The 22406-nt window shown below is 39.5% G+C and carries 22 protein-coding genes; 17 read left to right on the top strand and 5 right to left on the bottom strand.

Features of this window, described 5'->3' with window-relative positions; translation table 11 throughout:
- The first annotated feature begins 34 nt into the window (after positions 1-34).
- Positions 35-583, top strand: a complete 549-nt coding sequence (locus tag DK857_RS06990; protein ID WP_109401849.1) for a GNAT family N-acetyltransferase — start codon at positions 35-37, stop codon at positions 581-583.
- An 87-nt stretch (positions 584-670) separates the two neighbouring features.
- On the opposite strand, the gene mnmC is transcribed toward DK857_RS06990, so the two are convergent.
- The gene (mnmC, locus tag DK857_RS06985; RefSeq protein WP_109401848.1) at positions 671-2719 is read right to left on the bottom strand and encodes a bifunctional tRNA (5-methylaminomethyl-2-thiouridine)(34)-methyltransferase MnmD/FAD-dependent 5-carboxymethylaminomethyl-2-thiouridine(34) oxidoreductase MnmC; all 2049 of its coding nucleotides are present in this window, start codon (positions 2717-2719) and stop codon (positions 671-673) included.
- A gap of 205 nt (positions 2720-2924) precedes the next feature.
- On the opposite strand from mnmC, the gene fabB reads away from it, so the two are divergent.
- Entirely contained in the window at positions 2925-4136 is a 1212-nt protein-coding gene (gene fabB, locus DK857_RS06980) for a beta-ketoacyl-ACP synthase I (protein WP_088495099.1), read from the top strand.
- A gap of 565 nt (positions 4137-4701) precedes the next feature.
- Here fabB and DK857_RS06975 read toward each other — a convergent pair.
- Positions 4702-5622, bottom strand: a complete 921-nt coding sequence (locus tag DK857_RS06975) for a DMT family transporter (protein WP_109393038.1) — start codon at positions 5620-5622, stop codon at positions 4702-4704.
- Positions 5623-5743: 121 nt separating this feature from the next.
- On the opposite strand from DK857_RS06975, the gene DK857_RS06970 reads away from it, so the two are divergent.
- The 11 genes from DK857_RS06970 (at position 5744) to DK857_RS06920 (ending at position 16482) form a co-directional block, all read left to right on the top strand.
- On the top strand, positions 5744-6526 hold the full coding sequence (locus DK857_RS06970; protein WP_109393039.1) for an AraC family transcriptional regulator: 783 nt from the start codon (positions 5744-5746) through the stop codon (positions 6524-6526).
- 149 nt (positions 6527-6675) lie between these two features.
- Positions 6676-7818, top strand: coding sequence for a 4-phosphoerythronate dehydrogenase PdxB (gene pdxB / locus DK857_RS06965; protein WP_109393040.1), 1143 nt, complete (start codon positions 6676-6678; stop codon positions 7816-7818).
- 45 nt (positions 7819-7863) lie between these two features.
- Positions 7864-8874, top strand: coding sequence for an aspartate-semialdehyde dehydrogenase (locus DK857_RS06960; protein WP_109393041.1), 1011 nt, complete (start codon positions 7864-7866; stop codon positions 8872-8874).
- Complete coding sequence (gene truA / locus DK857_RS06955) at positions 8874-9758, top strand: tRNA pseudouridine(38-40) synthase TruA (protein ID WP_109401847.1); 885 nt, start codon at positions 8874-8876, stop codon at positions 9756-9758. Before DK857_RS06960 ends, truA begins: the two co-directional genes overlap by 1 nt.
- A 24-nt stretch (positions 9759-9782) precedes the next feature.
- Positions 9783-10484 (top strand): DedA family protein, encoded by a 702-nt coding sequence (locus DK857_RS06950; protein WP_098942343.1) that lies wholly within the window; start codon positions 9783-9785, stop codon positions 10482-10484.
- Between the two features lie 169 nt (positions 10485-10653).
- Positions 10654-11622, top strand: coding sequence for an acetyl-CoA carboxylase, carboxyltransferase subunit beta (gene accD, locus DK857_RS06945; protein ID WP_109393043.1), 969 nt, complete (start codon positions 10654-10656; stop codon positions 11620-11622).
- Complete coding sequence (gene folC / locus DK857_RS06940) at positions 11615-12913, top strand: bifunctional tetrahydrofolate synthase/dihydrofolate synthase (protein ID WP_109401846.1); 1299 nt, start codon at positions 11615-11617, stop codon at positions 12911-12913. Before accD ends, folC begins: the two co-directional genes overlap by 8 nt.
- Positions 12903-13556, top strand: coding sequence for a cell division protein DedD (gene dedD, locus DK857_RS06935; protein WP_109401845.1), 654 nt, complete (start codon positions 12903-12905; stop codon positions 13554-13556). Before folC ends, dedD begins: the two co-directional genes overlap by 11 nt.
- 185 nt (positions 13557-13741) lie before the next feature.
- Positions 13742-14233, top strand: coding sequence for a colicin V production protein (cvpA, locus tag DK857_RS06930; RefSeq protein WP_023581692.1), 492 nt, complete (start codon positions 13742-13744; stop codon positions 14231-14233).
- A 30-nt stretch (positions 14234-14263) separates the two neighbouring features.
- The gene (gene purF / locus DK857_RS06925; RefSeq protein ID WP_075670606.1) at positions 14264-15781 is read left to right on the top strand and encodes an amidophosphoribosyltransferase; all 1518 of its coding nucleotides are present in this window, start codon (positions 14264-14266) and stop codon (positions 15779-15781) included.
- Positions 15782-15900: 119 nt separating this feature from the next.
- A complete protein-coding gene (locus DK857_RS06920; RefSeq protein ID WP_006533335.1) occupies positions 15901-16482 on the top strand; it encodes a UbiX family flavin prenyltransferase in 582 nt (193 codons plus the stop codon).
- Positions 16483-16636: 154 nt separating this feature from the next.
- On the opposite strand, the gene DK857_RS06915 is transcribed toward DK857_RS06920, so the two are convergent.
- Together DK857_RS06915 and DK857_RS06910 are read right to left on the bottom strand one after the other, a co-directional pair.
- Positions 16637-17542: a TIGR01777 family oxidoreductase gene (locus DK857_RS06915; protein ID WP_109401844.1), complete on the bottom strand. Its 906-nt coding sequence runs from the start codon at positions 17540-17542 to the stop codon at positions 16637-16639.
- Positions 17543-17605: 63 nt separating this feature from the next.
- Positions 17606-18223, bottom strand: coding sequence for a glutathione binding-like protein (locus DK857_RS06910; protein WP_075670610.1), 618 nt, complete (start codon positions 18221-18223; stop codon positions 17606-17608).
- A gap of 198 nt (positions 18224-18421) precedes the next feature.
- Between DK857_RS06910 and yfcD the strand changes: the two genes are divergently transcribed.
- On the top strand, positions 18422-18964 hold the full coding sequence (yfcD, locus tag DK857_RS06905) for an NUDIX hydrolase YfcD (protein WP_072063189.1): 543 nt from the start codon (positions 18422-18424) through the stop codon (positions 18962-18964).
- Here the strand turns inward: yfcD and DK857_RS06900 are convergent.
- The gene (locus DK857_RS06900) at positions 18961-20007 is read right to left on the bottom strand and encodes a LacI family DNA-binding transcriptional regulator (RefSeq protein WP_088495111.1); all 1047 of its coding nucleotides are present in this window, start codon (positions 20005-20007) and stop codon (positions 18961-18963) included. The two genes, yfcD and DK857_RS06900, sit on opposite strands and share 4 nt — an antisense overlap.
- Positions 20008-20234: 227 nt before the next feature.
- Here DK857_RS06900 and DK857_RS06895 point away from each other — a divergent pair, with 227 nt between their 5' ends.
- The 3 genes from DK857_RS06895 to DK857_RS06885 are packed head-to-tail and all read left to right on the top strand — an operon-like array spanning position 20235 to position 22262.
- A complete protein-coding gene (locus DK857_RS06895) occupies positions 20235-20678 on the top strand; it encodes a PTS sugar transporter subunit IIA (RefSeq protein ID WP_075670614.1) in 444 nt (147 codons plus the stop codon).
- 29 nt (positions 20679-20707) lie between these two features.
- Positions 20708-20995 (top strand): PTS sugar transporter subunit IIB, encoded by a 288-nt coding sequence (locus DK857_RS06890; RefSeq protein WP_075670616.1) that lies wholly within the window; start codon positions 20708-20710, stop codon positions 20993-20995.
- Positions 20996-21005: 10 nt separating this feature from the next.
- Entirely contained in the window at positions 21006-22262 is a 1257-nt protein-coding gene (locus tag DK857_RS06885; RefSeq protein ID WP_099073795.1) for a PTS ascorbate transporter subunit IIC, read from the top strand.
- The last annotated feature ends 144 nt before the right edge of the window (positions 22263-22406 follow it).

Below are 22406 nucleotides of genomic sequence, written 5' to 3'. Positions count from 1 at the left end.
TAAAAGTATAAAAATACCTGAGCTGGAAAAAGAGATGCCAACAACACAAAACAAAATAAAAAATAACGATATTACGATCCGTCAAACACAAATCGATGATGCCACTAAATTGCCTGCTATTGAGCAATCAGCAGGACAACTCTTTAGTACTTTAGATGACTTACGTTGGATAAGTGAAAGTGGCGTACAAAGTGTTGAAAAACATTTAGCGTTTATTGATCAGCAAGGGCATTGGGTAGCAGTTAATGGTGATAACGAGCCAGTTGGTTTTATCATGACGACTGCTTTACCAGAAAGCTTATTTATCTATGAACTCTCAGTGAGCCAAGATTGGCAAAATAGGGGGATTGGTAAGTTACTTATTCAAAAAGTAAAAGATAAAGCAAAAGTACATAAGTTTGATTCTGTTACGTTGACGACATTTCGCCATGTTCCTTGGAATGCACCGTATTATCAACGTTTAGGTTTTTCTATTTTACCAGAAAGCGAGATCCCTCATTCTTTGCAAGAAATCTTAGACGATGAAGTTGAAAGAGGGGGTTTTGTAAAAGAAACGCGCTGTGCAATGAAGTTTGAGGTTTAGCTTCTCTTTGGACATGGTGATCTTGGGTATAATAGCGAGGTAATCAAAAAGTAAAAAATAAGCAACCGAGGTTGGTTGCTTATACATTTATTCCACTTCAATTGGCTTCCCACGCAGTAATGGTCTTACCCAAAAACGATTAGGATGTAAGGCATTTAATACATTATCTTCAACCGGAAAGGGTTCGTCAAAAATTTGGCTTGCAAGAATTTCGGCTGATAAAGGCGCTGAACATAATCCACGAGAGCCTAATGCACTGATAATATAAAGTTGAGGATAAGCAGGGGCTAAAGCTGGCGTTTGTTTTCTACGTTTAAATCTATCTAAATGCGTATATGCCACTCGTAGTGTTTCAAAATCAGGTACTTCGCCTAATAACGGTAGGTGGTCACGTATAGTGCAACGAATACCTATTCGAGCTTCATTTCGGCTAAAATCAACATCTTTAACCCAAGGCGCTTTTGATAAACACTGTGTAAGATGAGTTTGGTTATTTTCTTGCTCTTGCGTTGAGACTACTAAATCTAATCTATCGCGGCGAAAGCTTGCTCCTACACAATGCAAATTATCTTGGTGATCAACAGGTGTAAAATAGCCATCATAACAAAGCACAGTTTTTAGTTTTGATAATGTTTTTGTTGTTGGAATATGGCTAACTTGCCCTCTGACTGCGCTAATAGGTAATTTTGCACTTTGGCTAAAATCGGTAATTCGATGCCCATTTGCTAAAATAACGCAATCATGTTGTGATTGAAGTTGTGTCGTACCTTCGCCATCGTGATGAACAATCTCCAAGTGCCAAAATGCTTCTTGTGCGCTTATTTGAGTAACTTGGTGATTAAATCGCAACGTTAACCCTAATTTTTCAGCGTATTTTAATGTATTGATTGTGAGCTCAGTCGGTGAAAGCCAGCCCGCTTGTGGGTAAAACAAAGCATCATAATTAACGTCTAATCCGCTGAGTTTATTGACTTCGTCTTCATCGAGGTAACACGCTATTTGAGCAAAGGGCATGGAATTATCGATAATTCTCTGTACTTTTTTACGAACTTTTTCGTTATAAATAATTTGTGCAACGCCAGACCATTGATATGAAAAAGGAATACCTGCTTTACTTAGGTTGTCATAAGTGCGATGAGCAAATAAAAATGCGGTTGTAAAAAATTGTTCTAGTTCATCGGATTTGCCATTGAGTAAAGGATATAAGACACCTTGTCGATTACCAGAGGCATTAGTTGCGGGTTGTTTATCTTCACAATACAAGGTGACATTGGCACCTCTTCTTAGGCAGGAAAGCGCGGTAAATGTGCTGGCAATGCCACCGCCTATAATTGCAATGTTCTGTGCTTTGGTTGCACTTGGTCTGGCATAGTAAGGGAGAAATTCAGGAGATGGAGGATGTGGATAAATACCTGTCAGCATCTCTCTTTTTTGGCCAAATCCTTTGATTTTATTTATCTCAAAACCAACGCTTTGCAAACCTCGTTTGACAATCCCTGCGGCGGTAAATGTTGCAAATGTACCGTTTTCCCGCATTGAATCAGCCATCGATTGAAAGAGAGTTTCGCTCCACATTTGTGGGTTTTTAGAAGGTGCAAAACCATCTAAGAACCAGGCATCCACTTTATTATGTAGTGCTTGGCGAGTTTGGGGTAACAAGATATTGATATCACCAAACCATAAATCCAATGTAATTGTTCCATCAGCGAGAATAATACGATGGCAACCCGCAATGGCTAATGGCCATTGAGAACAAAGCGCTTGTGAATATTTTTCCAGTTCAGGCCAATGGCAATGTGCAGATTGTAAGTCACTTTTTGTAAGAGGGAATTTCTCGAAACTAACATAATGAAGACGTTTTAAACGAGAGTCAGGGGATGTTTGCCTAAATTGCTCAAAAGCTTGCCACAATGTTAAAAAATTAAGTCCAGTACCAAATCCTGTTTCTGCGATAACACATTCAGAGCGTACATGTGTACCAAAACGTAATGGAAAATGATTTCCATGTAAGAACACATGTCGAGTTTCTTCTAGACCGTCCTGGTTTGAAAAGTAAATATCGCCAAATTGTTCAGAGATAGGCGTACCAAGTTCATTCCAACTTAAAGACGCAGTATTTATCGGGCTATTATTCACGGAACTGCCTGTATTTCTCGAAAAAATTAACTAATATCTTAGCGCCGTTAGGTTGCTTGTGCCAGCCTTAAAGGGGAAAGTGTTTTATCAGCTTATCTGTATTTTTGTAAAAAAGATCCTGATCGGACTTGTTCGGCGTACAACTGTACGCTAAAGTGCTACTCAGAAATCCCGCAGCTACAACTATTATTGTAAAGAGGTATGAATGAAGCGCGCAGTGATCACGGGTCTGGGTATTGTTTCGAGCATTGGTAATAACCAGAAAGAAGTGCTGGATTCTTTAAAAGAAGGTCGTTCCGGGATAACTTTCTCAGAAGAATTTAAAGAGATGGGGCTTCGTAGCCACATTTGGGGCAACGTTAAGCTTGATACTGAAGGTCTTATTGACCGTAAAATCCGCCGTTTTATGAGCGACGCATCGGTTTATGCCTATTTATCTATGCAAGAGGCGATAGCTGATTCAGGTCTGACTGAAGACCAAGTTTCTAATATTCGTTCTGGCTTAGTCGTTGGTTCTGGTGGTGGTTCTCCACGTAACCAAGTCCAAGGTTCTGATGGCATGAGAGCAAAAGGCCTACGTGGCGTAGGTCCTTACATGGTAACTCGTGCAATGGCATCAGGCGTTTCAGCTTGTTTAGCAACTCCTTTCAAAATTAAAGGTGTTAACTATTCAATCAGTTCTGCTTGTTCAACATCTGCACACTGTATTGGTCATGCTGTTGAGCTTATCCAGTTAGGCAAACAAGATGTTGTATTTGCTGGTGGTGGTGAAGAGTTAAGTTGGGAAATGACCTGCGAATTTGACGCAATGGGCGCACTCTCAACTAAATATAACGAAACGCCAACCAAAGCTTCTCGTACTTACGATAAAAATCGTGATGGTTTTGTTATCGCAGGCGGTGGCGGTATTGTGGTTGTTGAGGAGCTAGAACACGCATTAGCGCGTGGTGCACATATCTATGGTGAAGTCGTAGGTTATGGTGCGACGTCTGATGGCGCAGACATGGTTGCTCCTTCAGGTGAAGGTGCGGTGCGTTGCATGCAAATGGCGATGCAAGGTATTGATAAAGTTGATTATATCAATACACACGGTACTTCAACGCCAGTTGGCGATCTAAAAGAGCTTGAAGCTATCACAGAAGTGTTTGGCTCGCATACACCAGCTATCTCAGCAACAAAAGCAATGACTGGTCACTCATTAGGTGCGGCTGGTGTGCATGAAGCAATTTATAGCTTACTGATGTTAGAGCATGGATTTATTGCACCAAGCATCAATATTGAAGAATTAGACGATAAAGCAATGGGTATGAACATCATTACTCAACCAACAGAACAGAAGCTGGAGACTGTAATGTCAAATAGCTTTGGTTTTGGTGGTACAAATGCTTCACTAGTCATGAGTAAATATAAAAAATAGTTAGATATACTTATATTTTCTTATTAAAAAAAGCAGGCTTCATTTAAATGGAGTCTGCTTTTCTATTTTAAATTCATTATGCAAAATAATTTATTATTCTAATAAAGATATCTTTCGAATAAAAATCATTAAAAAAAGATTATATAAATAACGCATTAAAAATGCCTTTCCTAATAGTTACTCATTTTATTATTCTAATAAAATAGACCGTTTTTGTTAATGTGTTGTTTACATTGAGAAAATTAAATTAGGTCCATTTTATTTCAATCGTTTAATTTAATTTTACCCAAAATCATTAAATGTTTTGTTTTATATAGGGTTAGGAGAACGGAGTGGTTGAATAAGACAAAAAGAGCGCAAAAAAATTGATCTGGATTATTTTATTACAAATAAGTAGGAGCTATTTAATATAAAAGTTGGTAATGTTTGCCACGGATACTTGTATTACTTTATATTTTATACTTTGATTTCTTGTGTCAGTTTTATTTATTAAACCTAACATTATGAATGTGACCGGCTAAGAATTTAGCCGGCATTTTTTTATTGTTGTCTTTTTGACATTGACTCACATCTCCTGGCGACAATCTGCTTTCTTCTGAGCAGACTGGCGTCGGAAATTCAGTGGTGTTCTGAGTTGTTGCACTAAGAGCACGCCAAGTAACACAATACCACCACCCACTAAGTGATAACTATGCATTTCTTCACCAAGAAGCGCGATAGCGATCATTGCAGTAAATAATGGCATTAGGTTCATAAAAATAGAGGTCGTATTTGCACCTAATTTCATCACACCTAAAATCCATAAATAAGGTGCAAGAATAGAAGCACCGATACCTGCGAAGACAACTAATCCAATATTATCTTTTGTTAACGCAACACTTTCGGCAAGAAAGAAGTTTGGCAATAATAACAGAACACCAAATCCAATTTGCACATAAAGTGATTGCCAGTTTGGCAGCGCAATTGACCAGCGTTTTGTTAATACACCATAGAGGGCGTATGACGCCGAAGCAATAAACATCATCAGTTCACCATAACCTAAACCTTGTGAAAGCAACTGAGAAGGTTCGCCACGGCTAATTAGCCAAACTAATCCACTAATTGAAAGCACTGTGCCTAAAACAATACCTATTGTCGGTACAACACGTAAAACAAAAATACTAATGATAACGGTTAATAATGGGATGAGAGAATTCAAAATCCCCATAAATGTTGCACTAACATAATGCGCTGCATAATAAGCTAAACTTTGGTACATCACCATCCCCAATGCACCAAGAATAAATAATTTCCACCAATATTGTTTGACGGTTTTACGATGATGCCAAACAGGCATAATCAAAAAAGGTGTCATAATTAAAAAGGCGAGGAACCAACGATAAAAAGAGATTGCAGCGGGATCAATAACAGACGCGGCTGCTTTATTAACGACTGCATTAATGGACCAGATTAGCACCGCTAAAAGCGGAAAAATTGCGTTTTTCATTATTCTCACATCTATTTTTAAACCAGGTCGCTATTGTAAGCCTGTCTGATTAGATATATATAATGAAAACCAGACAAGTGATAGGCCAATAAAGACAACATGACAAGAGAACAACATAAAGATGACAATTGAACAACAAAAAATGCAATGGTTATTGTCTGATCCAGATACGGTTCGATTTCGTGATGAGCAACTATTAGCTGAAACAGAGTTTGTTTATCACCAACATGATTTTGGTCAGCTACTTTATGTAATTTCTGGTGTTATGGATTTAGAAGCTGGGGGACAGCGATTTTTGGCGCCACCAGAGTTTAGTGTATGGATCCCCAAAAATGTAGGGCATGCCAGTTACAATAAAAAAACACTCTCTTTTAAGGTACTAGATATCGCGCCGAATTGGTGTGAAGGACTATTAGATAAACCTTGTTTGATTCAATTGAGTGCTATTTTTTCAACCATATTTTCTGACTTTTTCCATCGTGGTGTGTGTAAACCACAAACAGAAGAAGATTTTCGCTTAGCCCAAGTACTGATTGATCAACTTAAATCTTCACCAATACATCATACTTATTTACCTTCCTCTAAAGATAAATTACTTGCCCCTATACTTTCTGTATTAGAGCAAAATCCGGCAGATAACACCTCGTTAGAAGAATGGGCTAAAAAGCGTTATACCTCAGAAAGAACACTTTCTCGTCGTTGCCAACAGGAATTAGGTATGTCTTTTAGCGAATGGCGTAAACGCCTACGTTTTTTACATGCAATTTCTTTATTAGAGCAAGGGAAAAGCGTGAATGAAATTGCATTTGATGTGGGATATAGCTCTTCGTCTTCATTTATTGCGATGTTTCAACAATTTGCTGGCACAACACCAGAGCGTTTTCGTCGATTACCCAATTGTTAAGCTTTCTTTTCATATATTTACTTAAAATCTAGGCGGATTTTACTGTCAATAATAGGCTTTGCTGTGAATAAGTGGCAAAATAGACCGCTTAATTTTATTTTTCGATTGATTGCTTACACACATAAATACCAAATCAGTGAGATAACGCCGTGAAAATTCTGGTTGATGAAAATATGCCTTATGCGGAACAACTTTTCCGCCAATTAGGTGAGGTAAAAGCTGTTTCTGGTCGCCCATTACCTATTGATGAGCTTAATGATTCTGATGCCTTAATGGTGAGATCAATTACTAAAGTCAATGAATCCTTATTATCAGGCAAGCCAGTGAAATTTGTTGGAACTGCGACTGCGGGTTTCGATCATGTCGATATTGCATGGTTAGAACAACAACAAATTGGTTTTTCATCTGCCCCAGGCTGTAATGCTATAGCGGTTGTTGAATACGTATTTTCTGCACTGATGATGCTTGCAGAGCAAGATAGCTTTCAATTAACCGATAAAGTTGTCGGTATTGTTGGTGTGGGAAATGTGGGGGGGCGATTAGCAACACGCCTTCGTGCATTAGGTGTAAATGTTTTACTTTGCGATCCACCAAGAGCGGATAATGGTGATGATGAAGAATTTCACCCATTGGAAACATTGTTAGAAAAAGCAGATATTCTAACTTTCCATACACCTCTCAATAAATCAGGCCCATACAAAACTTATCATTTAATAAATGAGAGTAACCTCGAAAATTTACCTGAAGGACGCATTTTAATTAATGCGAGCCGTGGTGAGGTTGTTGATAATCAAGCATTATTGTCTGTACTTAAGAACGGCAAATCCTTACGCGTTGTATTGGATGTTTGGGAGCCAGAACCAGATCTTTCTATTGAGTTATTAAATAAAGTTGATATCGCAACACCACATATTGCAGGTTATACCTTAGAAGGTAAGGCGCGCGGTACAACTCAGGTTTTCGAAGCTTATTGTGATTTTATTGGTCAGCCTCAAACTGTTGAATTATCAACGTTGTTGCCTGCACCTACTATTTCCACCATTTCTGTGCAAGGCGAGTTAACACAAACACTTTTAAAACAACTTATTCATCTTGTTTATGATGTGCGTCGTGATGATGCTCCATTACGAAAAGTGGCAGGAATAAAAGGGGAGTTTGATAAATTACGCAAATTTTACCCTGTACGCCGTGAGTGGTCTTCACTACACGTTATTTGTGACAATAAAACCACCGTTGACACATTAAATGCAATTGGTTTTAGTGCGACATATAAAAGCACTACACACAAATAAAGCAAAATATTATTTTAAAAATTTTATAGTATTGGAGGATATCTTATGGGAGAAGGTTGGAATATTGCAGTTGTTGGTGCAACAGGTGCTGTTGGTGAAGCGATTTTAGAACTGCTACAAGAGCGTGAATTTCCCATTGGTGAATTAACAGCAATCGCAAGTGAAGATAGTATTGGGAAATCAGTGCGTGTAAACAGCAAAAGTGTTGCAGTTCAAGGTATTCACAATATCGAATGGGCTGATATTCAATTAGCTTTCTTTGCTGCACCGGCAGAGATCAGCGCGCAATATGCACAACAAGCGGCTGATGCTGGCTGTATTGTCATTGATTGTAGTGGCATCTTTGCAATGGATTGGGATGTGCCATTGGTTGTTCCGGGTGTGAACAGTGCAATGCTTGCGGAATATCGTACTCGTAATATTGTTTCAATTGCAGATAGTATGGTGAGCCAATTATTACGGGCCATTAATCCATTAACAGAATCTGCGGGTTTAACGCGCCTTAGCGTGACAAACTTAATGTCAGTTTCTCGTTTTGGAAAACAAGCCGTAGATGAACTGGCAGGTCAAAGTGCTCGTCTACTTAATGGTATTCCTCCTGAATTAGGTCGTTTTAATAAACAGTTAGCATTTAACATTTTACCTTTAATGGTTGATGACGAAGGCTCTATACAAGAAGAGCGTCGCATGGTTGACCAAATTCGTAAAATTTTACAAGACGAAGGCTTGCCAATCTCTATTACTACACTGCAAGCGCCAGTTTTCTATGGTAATGCACAGTCAGTACAATTAGAAACCTCACGCCCAATGGGTAGTGATGAAGCGCGTGAAACATTACAAGAAAATGAAGATCTTAATATCAGTGATGAAAATGATTTTCCAACTCAAGTTACCGATGCATCTGGTAATGTGAGCTTAAATTTAGGTTGTTTCCGTAATGATTATGGTATGCCAGAAGCTGTACAATTCTGGTCAGTCGCAGATAACGTGCGCTTTGGTGGGGCATTAATGGCTGTCGAAGTAGCTGAGCAGTTAATGCAGGAGCAGTTTTACTAATGAATGCGCAAGAGAGTGCTGAAGTAACAGAACAATCCTTGACTGAGTCAGCGGTTATTTCTGAAAGCACAACAATCAAAATTGCTCTAGGCGTTGAATATGATGGTAGCCGTTATTATGGCTGGCAACGCCAAAATGAAGTGCGTAGTGTACAAGAACGGTTAGAAAAAGCACTTTCACAAGTGGCTAATGAACCTATATCTGTGTTTTGTGCGGGAAGAACTGACGCTGGAGTACATGCAACGGGGCAAGTTGTCCATTTTGAAACAACTGCACACCGTAAAGATCCTGCTTGGACAATGGGTGTTAACACTCATTTACCTGCGGATATCGCAATACGTTGGGTAAAAACAGTTTCTGATGATTTTCATGCTCGCTTTAGTGCAACGGCAAGACGTTATCGCTATGTGATTTTTAATCATCGTTATCGTCCTGCTATCTTGTCATCTGGAGTGACACATTTTCATTATCCTTTAGACGCTGAACGTATGCACCAAGCAGCACAATGTTTACTGGGTGAAAATGATTTTACCTCTTTCAGGGCTGTTCAATGCCAATCACGAACGCCGTGGCGTAATGTTATACATGTTAATGTTTCTCGATATGGTGACTATGTTGTTGTGGATATTAAAGCGAATGCTTTTGTTCATCATATGGTGAGAAATATTGTTGGCAGCCTTTTAGAAATAGGGTGTGGCAATCAGGATATTACTTGGATGGCTGAATTATTAGCTTTAAAAGACAGAACCAAAGCCGCAGCAACAGCTAAAGCGAATGGATTGTATTTGGTCTCTGTTGATTATCCTGATCATTTTGAATTACCAAAACCTGCAATGGGCCCACTATTTTTAGCGGATAACCCTATTGAGATATCTCAATCATAAAGACACCCAGTTTTCTGAGGATTTATGGAAATATTAACGCAATTTGTTGATTTAATTAAATTTCTAATTGATTTTATTTTACATATTGATGCGCATTTAGCAGAGCTTGTTGCACAATATGGTACATGGGTCTATGCCATTTTGTTTCTTATTGTTTTTTGTGAAACAGGGTTGGTGGTAACGCCTTTCTTACCCGGAGACTCCTTATTATTTGTTGCAGGTGCTTTAGCTTCATTAGAAACCAATGATGTGAATGTTCATATTATTGTTTTACTGTTACTTTGTGCCGCCATTTTAGGTGATGCTGTTAACTATTCTATTGGGCGACTGTTTGGTGAGAAACTATTTAGTAAGCCGGATTCAAAGATTTTCCGTCGTGAATATTTAGATAAAACTCATGCTTTTTATGAAAAGCATGGTGGTAAAGCGATAATTTTGGCAAGATTCGTGCCGATTATCCGAACTTTTGCACCATTCGTTGCAGGAATGGGTAAAATGTCATATCGTCATTTTGCCTTTTATAATGTTACTGGGGCAATTGTATGGGTACTGCTATTTACTTATGCAGGATACTTTTTTGGTGACTTAGATATAGTTCAAAAGAACTTAAAATTGCTAATTGTTGCCATTATTGTTATTTCTATTTTACCGGGCGTTATTGAGATCTTACGCCACCGCAGAGCGAGTGCAAAAGCAAAGAAAGAAAGTGATAACAAAGAGGTTTGAGCAGTTATCATAAGTTTTTGCCGTAGAATAGCCATAATAAAGAGATGCGCTGAAATTCAGTAAGCGGTATCATCATAAACTTTGCTAACCACACAGCCAGTGCATTGTGGTTGATACGCTAACAATAATTTTACTGGCGAAGGTCAGATTCAGACGAAAAGGTCCATTAATGAGCTGGATTGAAAAAATTTTAAACAAAAGCACTATCACAAGTTCACGTAAAGCCAATATCCCTGAAGGGGTTTGGACTAAATGTGACAGCTGTGGGCAGGTACTCTATCGCGCAGAATTAGAGCGTAATTTAGAGGTTTGCCCTAAATGTGATCATCATATGCGCATTTCAGCGCGCCGTCGCCTTGAGACTTTTCTTGATACAGGAAGCACAACAGAATTAGGCAGCGAATTAGAGCCTAAAGATATTCTGAAATTCCGCGACTCTAAAAAATACAAAGACAGAATCAGCGCTGCTCAAAAACAGACACAAGAAAAAGATGCATTAATAGTGATGAAAGGAACGCTGAAAAAGATGCCCGTTGTTGCAGCATCCTTTGAATTTGCGTTTATGGGCGGTTCAATGGCTTCTGTTGTAGGTGCGCGTTTTGTTCGTGCTGTTGAACAAGCATTAGAAGATAACTGCCCATTAGTTTGCTTCTCAGCAAGTGGTGGCGCGCGTATGCAAGAAGCGCTGATGTCATTAATGCAAATGGCGAAAACCAGTGCAGCATTAGCAAAAATGCAAGAGCGTGGTTTACCTTATATTTCAGTAATGACTGACCCTACAATGGGTGGTGTTTCTGCAAGTTTAGCGATGCTAGGTGATATCAACGTTGCTGAACCTAAAGCTCTGATTGGTTTTGCAGGCCCTCGCGTTATTGAACAAACAGTACGTGAAAAATTACCTGCTGGTTTCCAACGCAGTGAGTTCCTGTTAGAGAAAGGGGCGATCGACATGATTGTTCGTCGTCCTGAAATGCGTGATGAGCTGGCTGAATTACTGGCTAAGCTGACTCAGTTTGATTTAGTTGAAGATGAAAATGAAGATGAAATCATCGGTGAAGAAATGATTGCTGATGAAATTGAATCTACAGATAACGAGCCAGAAATTAACATCGAAACGAATAAAAAAGAAGATGTCTAATATCATAACAGCTCCTAAAGCCACATCGCCTTTGTCGGTGTGGCTTTCTTATCTTGAACATTTGCATTCTAGCGCCATTGATATGGGGCTAGAACGAGTAGGCAAGGTAGGGAAAATATTAAACGTGTTACGTCCTGCACCTAAAGTAATTACGGTCTCAGGTACAAATGGGAAAGGCACAACCTGTCATATGCTAGAGTCAATCTTGATGGCATCAGGGTTGAAAGTCGGCGTTTATAGCTCTCCTCATCTTGTTCGTTATACAGAACGTGTCCGTATTCAAGGCAAAGAACTCTCCGAAGATGCTTTTTGTGAAGTTTTTTCAGAAATTGAACAAGCTAGAGGCGATATCTCGCTGACCTTTTTTGAATATGGCACTCTAGCTGCGCTGAAGTTATTTCAACAAGCACAACTTGATGTTGTTATTCTTGAAGTAGGATTAGGCGGTCGATTAGATGCGACGAATATCGTTGATGCGGATATTGCTACTATCACAAGTATTGCACTCGATCATACTGATTGGTTAGGTGCAGATAGAGAGCATATTGGCCACGAAAAAGCTGGTATTTTCCGTGCTAATCACTACGCCGTTGTGGGTGAGCCAGATATGCCTCACTCCATTGCTGAAGTTGCCAATGAAAAACAGGCTAAGCTTTTCCGTCGGGGAATGGATTGGTCTTTTGCTATTGAACGTGATCACTGGCATTGGCGTTGTGCTGATTGTGAATTTGATGCGTTGCCAATCCCTAATATTCCATTAGCCAATGCGGCGACAGCGATGGGCGTTATTCGTTGCTTGCTCAAGTCTGATGATAAAATCAGTCAAGCAATAACGCAGCAAAGTATTGTTGAAGGTATGTCTCGCGCACAATTACCGGGTCGTTTTCAGGTAATTTCTCAACATCCTTTGGTTATCTTTGATGTGGCTCATAATCCTCATGCAGCAGGATATTTAGCGGAAAAATTATCACAATTACCACAAAAATCTGATACTCAGGTGCGTATTGTTGTTGGTATGCTGGGTGATAAAGATATTGCAGGAACATTAGCGTGCTTAACACCATTGGCTGATAGTTGGTATGTTGCTCCACTTAATGAGTTTCGTGGTGCTTCTGCTGAGGTATTAGCTCAACATCTTGAGAAACCAATGGTATTTGATAGTGTTGAAAATGCATGGCAACAAGCAATGTCTGATGCTACTCCAAACGATATTGTTGTGGTTTGTGGCTCATTTCATACTGTCGCGCATGTGATGGAACTTTTGGAAAAGGAGTGTGTGGGTGGCAAGTAAATTTCAAAATCGCTTAGTCGGTGCCGTTGTATTGGTGGCAGTAGGGGTTATTTTTTTACCTGCACTGCTCGACGGCGATAAGAAATATAACGAAGACCAGTTCGCCTCTATTCCTTTAGTACCCAAACCCGGTGATGAGCAAGAAATAGAATCTATTGCCCCGATAGAGCAAACCGCAGTGCCTTCTACTCCGTCAGAAGGTGCGTCTGAAGGTATGATTTCTGAAGCAGTGACAGGTGTTGAGCAATCTACAGGTACAATATCTGAATCACCTGCTATTGTACCTGTTACACCACCATTACAAACACCACAACAACCAACACCTACACCAGAGCCTCCTGCTGTGGTTACGCCACCTGTACAACCACCAGCGCCACCGGTGCAAGAAACCAAGCCACCGAAAGGTGAGGCTTGGGTTGTTCAATTAGGTGCGTTGAAAAATGCGGCGAAGGTAGAAGAAATTATTGCGAAAATGCATTTCTCAGGTTATCCGGTATACACCATCCCTGCCCGCCCAGTTGCAGGGCAAGTAACTCGAATTTATATCGGCCCTAGTGCATCTAAATCAGAATTACAGGCGATTTTGCCTCATTTAAAAGAGCTTACGGGCTTACAAGGTGAGGTAAGGGCATATAAGCCTTAATTTTTTCTAAACGAGTCATCAGATGAGTGATGTAACAAAGCGTTAACTTATTGCGGCGATTATGATTTTTCATATCGCCGTAAATTATTTTGAAATTAGCGAAAATTAGCATTACGCAAACGTTTTCGTTTTCTGTTAGAATGCTTCCGTATTAATGCGGAGCATCATTATTGGATAAAGAATTTATGGTCTGGATAGATTACGCCATCATTGCCATTATTGGTTTTTCTGCATTAGTCAGCCTGATCCGTGGCTTTGTTCGTGAAGCATTGTCACTCATCACCTGGGGTTGTGGTTTCTTTGTTGCTAGTCAGTTTTATCCTTATCTTGCCGTCTATTTTACCCGGTTTGAAGATGAGCTGGTTCGTAACGGGATTGCGATAGTCACGTTATTTATTGCGACACTGATTGTCGGTGCTGTTGTGAATTATGTGATTAGCTCTCTTGTTCAACGCACAGGGTTATCAGGTACAGATCGTGTATTGGGGGTCTGTTTCGGGGCTTTAAGAGGCGTGCTGATAGTCTCAGCATTACTTTTTGTTTTAGGTGCATTTACGCCTATGGCAGATAGCGCTGATTGGCAACGTTCTGAGCTTATTCCTCAATTCAACCATATTATTAGGTGGTTCTTTGACTACCTGCAAAATGCGTCAAGTTTCGTGTCGGAGAGAATATAACCTCTCCGTCTGGCTGATGAGGATCTATTCATGTGCGGTATTGTCGGTATCGCTGGAGCTAATCCAGTAAACCAATCAATTTATGATGCGTTAACGGTGTTACAACACCGAGGTCAAGATGCAGCAGGAATTGCAACGATAGACGGTAACAATGGTTTCCGTCTTCGCAAAGCGAACGGACTGGTTAAAGATGTGTTCGAAACCCGTCATATGTTGCGTTTAAAAGGTACTATCGGGATAGGGCATGTCCGTTATCCTACTGCGGGTAGTTCTAGTGCATCAGAAGCGCAGCCTTTTTATGTGAATTCACCTTTTGGTATTACGTTGGCGCACAATGGTAATTTAACCAATGCGCATTTATTACGTCGCCAATTATTTGAAACAGCGCGTCGCCATATCAATACCACCTCTGATTCTGAAATTCTGCTTAATGTATTGGCATATGAATTAGACCGTTTTGACCATTTCCCTCTTGAACCTGATAATATTTTTGCAGCCGTTGCGGCAATGCATAAAAAACTCCGTGGTGCTTATGCTTGTGTTGCTTTGATCATCGGTCATGGTTTACTGGCTTTTCGTGATCCCTTTGGTATTCGTCCTTTAGTATTAGGTAAACGTACCTTAGAAGATGGTCGCCATGAATATATGGTCGCATCTGAAAGTGTTGCGCTTGATACTTTAGGTTTTGAATTCTTACGTGATGTGGCACCAGGTGAAGCGGTCTATATCACAGAACAAGGACAACTTTTTACGCGCCAATGTGCTGAAAATCCGCAATTAATGCCTTGTTTATTTGAGTATGTTTACTTTGCTCGCCCCGATTCCTTTATCGATAAAATTTCGGTTTATAATGCGCGTTTACGCATGGGGCAGAAATTAGGCGCTAAAATTGCGAAAGAGTGGGATGATTTACACATTGATGTTGTGATCCCAATTCCTGAAACATCTTGTGATATTGCCTTAGAAATTGCACATATTCTCAATAAACCTTATCGCCAAGGTTTTGTAAAAAATCGCTATGTTGGTCGTACTTTTATTATGCCGGGTCAGCAAGAGCGTCGTAAATCGGTTAGACGTAAACTGAATGCAAATCGTGCAGAGTTTCGTGATAAAAATGTTCTGTTGATTGATGACTCGATTGTACGTGGCACAACGTCAGAGCAAATCGTCGAGCTTGCAAGAGAAGCAGGTGCGAAGAAAGTCTATTTTGCATCAGCCGCACCAGAAGTTCGCTTCCCTAATGTGTATGGCATTGATATGCCAAATGCTAATGAGCTTATTGCTCATGGGCGTGAAGTGGATGAAATTCGCAAATTAATTGGTGCTGATGGGCTTATTTTCCAAGATCTCACTGATTTAATTGCCGCAGTACAAGAAGAGAATCCTGATATTAATCAGTTTGAATGTTCTGTGTTTGACGGTGTTTATATTACGAAAGATATTGACCAAGATTACTTGGATTATTTAGAAAATCTACGTCGTGATGATGAACATAAAATTCGTGATCAGAATGAAATAGAAAATTTGGAAATCTATAACGAAGGCTAATTTTTCGGTAAGATATCCCTCTTATAAAGCGTCGATGCCAGCGTGTTCTGCATCGACGCTTGTTTTTTGAGGGTTAATCATCATAATGATTAACAAAGGTATATATTCTGAGGATCATAATGAAAAAGCTGATAGTTGGGCTAACCGGCGCCAGTGGTGCAATTTACGGTATACGTTTATTAGAGATACTGAAATCAGTGCCATCAGTTGAAACACATTTAGTCATTAGCCAAGCTGCACGTCGTACTATTTCATTAGAAACCGATTATTCGCTAAAAGATATCCATGCTTTAGCGGATGTGATTTATGACGATCGCGATATTGGCGCCTCTATCTCTTCAGGATCGTTTCGTGTCAATGGAATGGTTATATTACCTTGCTCAATCAAAAGCCTGTCAGGTATTGTTCATAGCTATACAGATACCTTAGTGACTCGTGCTGCGGATGTGGTATTAAAAGAAGGGCGTAAGTTAGTGTTATGTGTGCGTGAAACGCCTCTGCATTTAGGTCATTTGCGATTAATGACACAAGCTTCTGAGTTAGGCGCAGTGATTATGCCTCCTGTTCCAGCTTTCTATTTTCAGCCTAAAACCATCGATGATATTGTCAATCAGACTGTTAATCGTGTACTTGATCAGTTTGAGATTGATTTACCTGATGATTTGTTTCAACGATGGGAAGGCGATAAGCCTGCTCGCTAAGTATTTAGTCGTCATACTTCAAGTTGTAGCGTTGTTGACTACGTTCATTCGCACTATTGTATGCACCTAGTGACTCATTTACTTGTCGCCTAGCTACACTTTGAAATATTTAGAGTATCTATTCGGTAGAATATCTATTTGGGATAAAAAGAGATTATTTTCCTGTGGTAATAATATCTTTTAATGCCTCTTCTAAATGTGGGTAGCGAAATTTAAAGCCAGCATTAAGTAGTTTTTCAGGAATGGCTTGTTGCCCACCTAACACTAATGTGGCGCTTTCTCCCATCACTAAACGTAATATGCTTTCAGGCACTGTCATTAAGGCTGGGCGATTAAAGGCTTTTCCTAATAGACGAGTAAATTCTTTATTTTGTACAGGATCAGGTGCTGTTAAGTTAAAAGCGCCTTTAGTATCTTGGTTCTTAAGCAAGAAAATAATCGCATTGACCATATCATCAATATGGATCCACGGCATATATTGTTTCCCACTTCCCAATTTGCCACCTAACCCTAGCTTAAAGGGTTTGCTCATTTTAGGCAACGCGCCACCGAGTGTTGAAAGTACAATCCCTGTACGTAACAAGCAAACTCGTGTTAATGGTGTTTGAGCCTCAAGTGCAATACGTTCCCATTTTGCACAAAGCTCATGTGTAAACTCTGGATTTGCTGGTGTTTCTTCAGTGACTCGAGTATCACCTTGATCACCATAAAATCCCACCGCTGAGCCAGAAATAAAAACAGCAGGGGGGGGATCACTGGCTTTAATTAAATCAACCAATTTCTGGGTTAAATGACAACGGCTATTAACGAGTTTCTGTTTTTGAGAAGGTGTCCAACGGTTATCAGCAATAGGCTCTCCAGCAAGATTAATAATGGCATCAAACTCATTAAGATTTTGTTTATCGTTGAGTTGAGTCCAACAGGTGATCTCATTACAAAAATGCGAATAGACTTTTTGAGGTGAACGAGAAAGCACCGTAATATCATTATTAGATAGTGCAAGTTCGCACACTAATGCTTTGCCAATTAATCCTGTACCACCTGTAATAAGTATTTTCATCACCATCCTCCTGATCATCTTGCCTAATAAAGAATAAATATCATCCTGATATATGAATTGCGTTTATTCACCAAAGAGTTTTTTCGCAGCTGGGCGTTGGGTAATGTTGTTTTGCCATTTTTCTACCGCAGGGTAATTTGCCAAATCAATGTTATGATGTTCGTGTCGACGAACCCATGTATATGTGGCGATATCCGCGATGCTGTACTCTTGTCCACCAAGGTAAGGTGATTGCGCTAACCTTTTCTCTAATACGCTATATAAACGCTGTGTTTCTTCAGTATAACGTTTAATCGCATAAGGGACTTTTTCTGTGGCATAACGAGTGAAGTGATGATTTTGCCCCAACATTGGGCCAAATCCACCCACTTGCCAAAACAGCCATTGTAGTTGTGTTGTTTTTTCTCGTAAATTTTGGCTAATCAATTTGCCACTTTTTTCAGCTAGATAGATAAGAATAGCACCTGATTCAAAAATAGAGATAGGTTCACCCCCATCAACCGGTGAGTTATCTACAATAGCGGGAATTTTATTATTGGGTGAAATTGCTAAAAATTCAGGCTTAAATTGATCGCCTTTACTAATATCAATGCGATGTAACTGATAAGGTATGCCTGTTTCTTCAAGAAAAAGCGTTATTTTTTGGCCATTTGGGGTATCTGCATAATATAAGTCAATCATAAAAAGCTCCAAAATAAAGTAGGCACTAAATACATAAGATAATCACAGTCTGCCTTCTAACATCATAAAAAGCAAAAAAGCGCAAGATGGATAAAACAAGTCACGTATGATTATTGTAGTGGTGAAAAATAGTGATTTTGGTATATTCAGGATAAAAATTACGATCGTTTAGTATCGGTTAAAAAAGGTTTGTTGAGGATGGAACAAGAAAAGACGGCATTGGTTGAATGGGTTGATATTGTTGATGATAAAAATGAAGTCGTTGCACAAGCAACACGTCAACAAATGCGAGCTGAAAACCTAAGACATAGAGCAACTTATATCGTGGTTCATGATGGAATGGGAAAAATCTTGGCACAGCGAAGAACTGAAACAAAAGATTTTTATCCTGGTTGGTTGGATGCTACTGCGGGTGGTGTAGTTCAACAAGGTGAGAATTTACTTGAAAGTGCACGTCGTGAAGCAGAAGAAGAATTAGGTATTGCTGGTGTCCCTTTTGCTGAGCATGGCCAATTTTATTATGATGATGAAAGTTGTCGTGTATGGGGAAGTCTGTTTAGTTGTGTTTCTCATGGGCCTTTCGCACTGCAAGCAGAAGAAATTGAGGAAGTGTGTTGGTTAACTCCCTCTGAAATTACTGAACGTTGTGATGAATTCACACCGGATTCATTAAAAGCGCTTTCTCTTTGGTTAACGCGTAACAACAGTACACGCCTAGAAAGTAGAGAAACAGTAGATTAAGGGGTACTTTGCCCTAGTTCAAATCGATAAGCATAGTTGATAACGGTATCTTCGAATATAGCGTTATCATCTTCGTCTCTCAAACGTTGTAAAAGTGCTATCAGATGTTTTCCCGCCTCTTTTCCCATTTTGTGATAATCAAAACGAATTGATGTGAGAGAAGGAGATATCTGATCGCTATTTTCAGAGCCTTCTAAACAAGCAATAGCTAGATCTTGTGGGATCTTAATTAATCGACGTTGACACTCAAAAATCATACCTAGCGCAATACTTTCATGACTACAAATAACAGCATCTAGTTCCGGTTGGCGCAATAAAATCTCTGTTAATGCTTGTCGCCCATATGCCATAGAAGCGGGATCGGGCGTGGTGACGCTTTGTTCAGCGTTTAAATAATTTTTGAGTAATGCTCGTGACCAACCTGTTATTTGCTGGTGGTGCAGGCGTTGCCCTTGTAACGCACCAATATAGCCAATACAACGTTTTCCTTGGGTGACTAAATGGTTTGTTAAATCATATGCGGCTTGCTCATAAGAACAATCGATACTAATTGCTGCCTGTTCATCCGATTGGCTGGCGACACTGACAACAGGCACATTGGCATTACTGATATGTAAAAAATGAGTTGGGCTAAGCTGTGAACCAAAGGCAACCAATGCAGCAGGATTACTTTGCAATAGCATATTGATCACATCGCTAGCTTTATGAGGCTGATGTTCATAACAACCGACTAAAATTTGATACTGATGACGATTGAGTATTTGTTGCAAAGACTGCATAAAATCCGCACTGGCTCTATCTGTAAAAGAGGGCAACAGTACAGCAATAATATGGCTTTGTGCTGAAGCTAAAGCACCTGCTGAAGCATTAGGAATATAGCCAAGCTCTTCTACTGCTTGATTAACTTTTTCTCGTAACTTATCAGAAACTAATTCAGGGGTTCGCAATGCACGAGAAACGGTCATTGAACCGACTCCTGCATGTTTAGCGACATCTTGTAATGTGACGCGACCTGTATTTCGGCGCTTACGTGTTTTGATCATTTGTGATTATGCTTGCTTAGCCTATTTTATTAACCGCAGATCCTACCTGAAATTTTCCCATTATGCTGAAACAATACAGTGTCAATTGTTGGCATTTTCTGCAATTAACATTTCATTAAAATGATAGCGCTATCACAATTACGAATGATCTATCTAGATAGCGCTACCATTAATGATTACTATCCTTAATAACGAAGCTCAAAAAGAGTCTTATTGAGGTTACAAATATGCTTAAAACGTTATTAACACCGGATGTGGTGCAAGTGGTTCCAAACGTTAGCGATTGGCGAGAAGCCGTTAAAGTAGCGTGTCAGCCATTAATTGATAAAGGTTGTATTGAACCTCGTTATATCGATGCAATTTATAAATCACACGAAAAAATCGGGCCATATTATGTATTAGGTCCAGGCATTGCGATGCCTCATGCACGTCCTGAGGATGGTGTTAATCAACTTTCTCTTGCATTAACTATTGTTGAGCAAGGTGTTGAGTTTGGTGCTGATGAAAACGATCCTGTGAAATTACTGATTGTTTTGGCTGCAACAGATAACGATAGCCATATTAATGCCATTATGAAATTAGCCGAACTTTTTGATAACGACACTGATATTCAAAAGCTATTTAATGCGAAAAGCAAAGCGGATGTATTAGCCGTTATCAACAACTATTAATGACGATTTAAATTACCAAGGGGAATATCATGAAAATTACTGTTGTGTGTGGAAATGGTTTAGGTAGTAGCTTAATGATGGAAATGAGCATCAAAAGCATCCTAAAAGATCTTGCTGTGAATGCAGAAGTGGATCACGTTGATCTGGGTTCAGCAAAAGGCACACCAAGTGATATCTATGTAGGTACACGCGATATTGCTGAGCAACTTAATTCACAAGCGGTAAATGGAAAGGTTGTTTCACTGGACAACATGATTGATAAAGTGGCTATGAAAGAGAAGCTTTCTGCCGCATTACGTGAATTAGGCGCGTTATAAGGAGCCTATCATGGACTTTTTCCGCTTTCTAATGAGTGATGTGCTTTCAGAGCCGGCTATTTTAGTGGGTTTGATTGCATTGATTGGTTTAATTGCCCAGAAAAAACCAGTTACAGAATGTATTAAAGGCACCGTAAAAACCATTATGGGTTTTGTGATTTTAGGTGCTGGTGCAGGTCTTGTAATTAACTCACTGGGTGATTTCTCAACGATTTTCCAACATGCATTCGGTATTCAAGGTGTTGTGCCTAATAACGAGGCTATTGTCTCTATTGCACAAAAAAGCTTTGGTAAAGAGATGGCATTAATTATGTTTTTTGCCATGTTGATTAATATCTTAATTGCACGTTTAACGCCGTGGAAATTTATTTTCTTAACTGGTCACCATACATTATTTATGTCAATGATGGTGGCAGTTATTTTGGCAACTGCGGGCTTAGAAGGCACAGTATTAGTTGCGGTTGGTTCATTAGTTGTTGGGATTTCAATGGTATTTTTCCCTGCCATTGCACATCCTTATATGAAAAAAATCACTGGCTCTGACGATGTTGCATTAGGGCACTTCTCAACTATTTCTTATGTTGTTGCGGGCTTTATCGGCAGTAAATTTGGTAATAAAGAGCATTCAACAGAAGAGATGAATGTTCCTAAAAGCTTACTATTTTTACGTGATACGCCAGTTGCTATTGCCTTCACTATGGGCATTATCTTTATCATTACATGTTTATTTGCGGGCGATGCTTTTGTTCGTGAAGTCAGTGGTGGTAAAAACTGGTTTATGTTCTCGTTAATGCAATCTATAACCTTTGCAGCAGGTGTTTATATTATTCTGCAAGGTGTGCGTATGGTTATTGCTGAGATAGTTCCTGCATTTAAAGGTATTTCAGATAAGTTAGTCCCTAATGCAAAACCAGCGTTAGATTGCCCAGTTGTATTCCCTTATGCACCTAATGCAGTATTAGTAGGTTTTTTAAGTAGCTTTGCTGCGGGTGTTATCGGCATGTTTATTCTGTATGCCTTAGATTGGACAGTAATAATTCCTGGTGTGGTTCCTCACTTCTTTGTGGGTGCAACGGCTGGGGTATTTGGTAATGCAACCGGTGGACGTCGTGGTGCGATTTTAGGCGCATTCGTTCAAGGTTTATTAATCACGTTCTTACCTGTGTTCCTATTACCAGTACTTGGTGATATCGGTATTGCTAACACTACATTTAGTGATGCAGATTTCGGTGTTATCGGTATTCTGTTAGGTATTATTGTTCGTTGATAGTATTTATTTATTGAATTTTAATAGATGCTCGACTTTTTAATCAGTCGGGCATTTTTTTGGTAGAAATAATGCACTTAAATTTCTTTTATATATTCAATATATTATGATTAGAGTGTTCCCCGTATGCACGGGGATAGACTG

Source organism: Proteus terrae (assembly GCF_003144325.1).
Taxonomy (GTDB): domain Bacteria; phylum Pseudomonadota; class Gammaproteobacteria; order Enterobacterales; family Enterobacteriaceae; genus Proteus; species Proteus terrae.
The sequence above is the reverse complement of the archived record's forward strand: the minus strand, read 5'-3'. Positions and strand labels throughout refer to the sequence as shown.

What these genes read in the sequence shown, in the direction of transcription:
- DK857_RS06990 (WP_109401849.1), top strand. Translation starts at nt 35, where the DNA reads ATGCCAACAACACAAAACAAAATAAAAAATAACGATATTACGATCCGT.
- fabB (WP_088495099.1), top strand. Translation starts at nt 2,925, where the DNA reads ATGAAGCGCGCAGTGATCACGGGTCTGGGTATTGTTTCGAGCATTGGT.
- DK857_RS06975 (WP_109393038.1), bottom strand. Translation starts at nt 5,622, where the DNA reads ATGAAAAACGCAATTTTTCCGCTTTTAGCGGTGCTAATCTGGTCCATT.
- DK857_RS06970 (WP_109393039.1), top strand. Translation starts at nt 5,744, where the DNA reads ATGACAATTGAACAACAAAAAATGCAATGGTTATTGTCTGATCCAGAT.
- DK857_RS06960 (WP_109393041.1), top strand. Translation starts at nt 7,864, where the DNA reads ATGGGAGAAGGTTGGAATATTGCAGTTGTTGGTGCAACAGGTGCTGTT.
- truA (WP_109401847.1), top strand. Translation starts at nt 8,874, where the DNA reads ATGAATGCGCAAGAGAGTGCTGAAGTAACAGAACAATCCTTGACTGAG.
- DK857_RS06950 (WP_098942343.1), top strand. Translation starts at nt 9,783, where the DNA reads ATGGAAATATTAACGCAATTTGTTGATTTAATTAAATTTCTAATTGAT.
- accD (WP_109393043.1), top strand. Translation starts at nt 10,654, where the DNA reads ATGAGCTGGATTGAAAAAATTTTAAACAAAAGCACTATCACAAGTTCA.
- folC (WP_109401846.1), top strand. Translation starts at nt 11,615, where the DNA reads ATGTCTAATATCATAACAGCTCCTAAAGCCACATCGCCTTTGTCGGTG.
- cvpA (WP_023581692.1), top strand. Translation starts at nt 13,742, where the DNA reads ATGGTCTGGATAGATTACGCCATCATTGCCATTATTGGTTTTTCTGCA.
- purF (WP_075670606.1), top strand. Translation starts at nt 14,264, where the DNA reads ATGTGCGGTATTGTCGGTATCGCTGGAGCTAATCCAGTAAACCAATCA.
- DK857_RS06920 (WP_006533335.1), top strand. Translation starts at nt 15,901, where the DNA reads ATGAAAAAGCTGATAGTTGGGCTAACCGGCGCCAGTGGTGCAATTTAC.
- DK857_RS06915 (WP_109401844.1), bottom strand. Translation starts at nt 17,542, where the DNA reads ATGAAAATACTTATTACAGGTGGTACAGGATTAATTGGCAAAGCATTA.
- DK857_RS06910 (WP_075670610.1), bottom strand. Translation starts at nt 18,223, where the DNA reads ATGATTGACTTATATTATGCAGATACCCCAAATGGCCAAAAAATAACG.
- yfcD (WP_072063189.1), top strand. Translation starts at nt 18,422, where the DNA reads ATGGAACAAGAAAAGACGGCATTGGTTGAATGGGTTGATATTGTTGAT.
- DK857_RS06900 (WP_088495111.1), bottom strand. Translation starts at nt 20,007, where the DNA reads ATGATCAAAACACGTAAGCGCCGAAATACAGGTCGCGTCACATTACAA.
- DK857_RS06895 (WP_075670614.1), top strand. Translation starts at nt 20,235, where the DNA reads ATGCTTAAAACGTTATTAACACCGGATGTGGTGCAAGTGGTTCCAAAC.
- DK857_RS06890 (WP_075670616.1), top strand. Translation starts at nt 20,708, where the DNA reads ATGAAAATTACTGTTGTGTGTGGAAATGGTTTAGGTAGTAGCTTAATG.
- DK857_RS06885 (WP_099073795.1), top strand. Translation starts at nt 21,006, where the DNA reads ATGGACTTTTTCCGCTTTCTAATGAGTGATGTGCTTTCAGAGCCGGCT.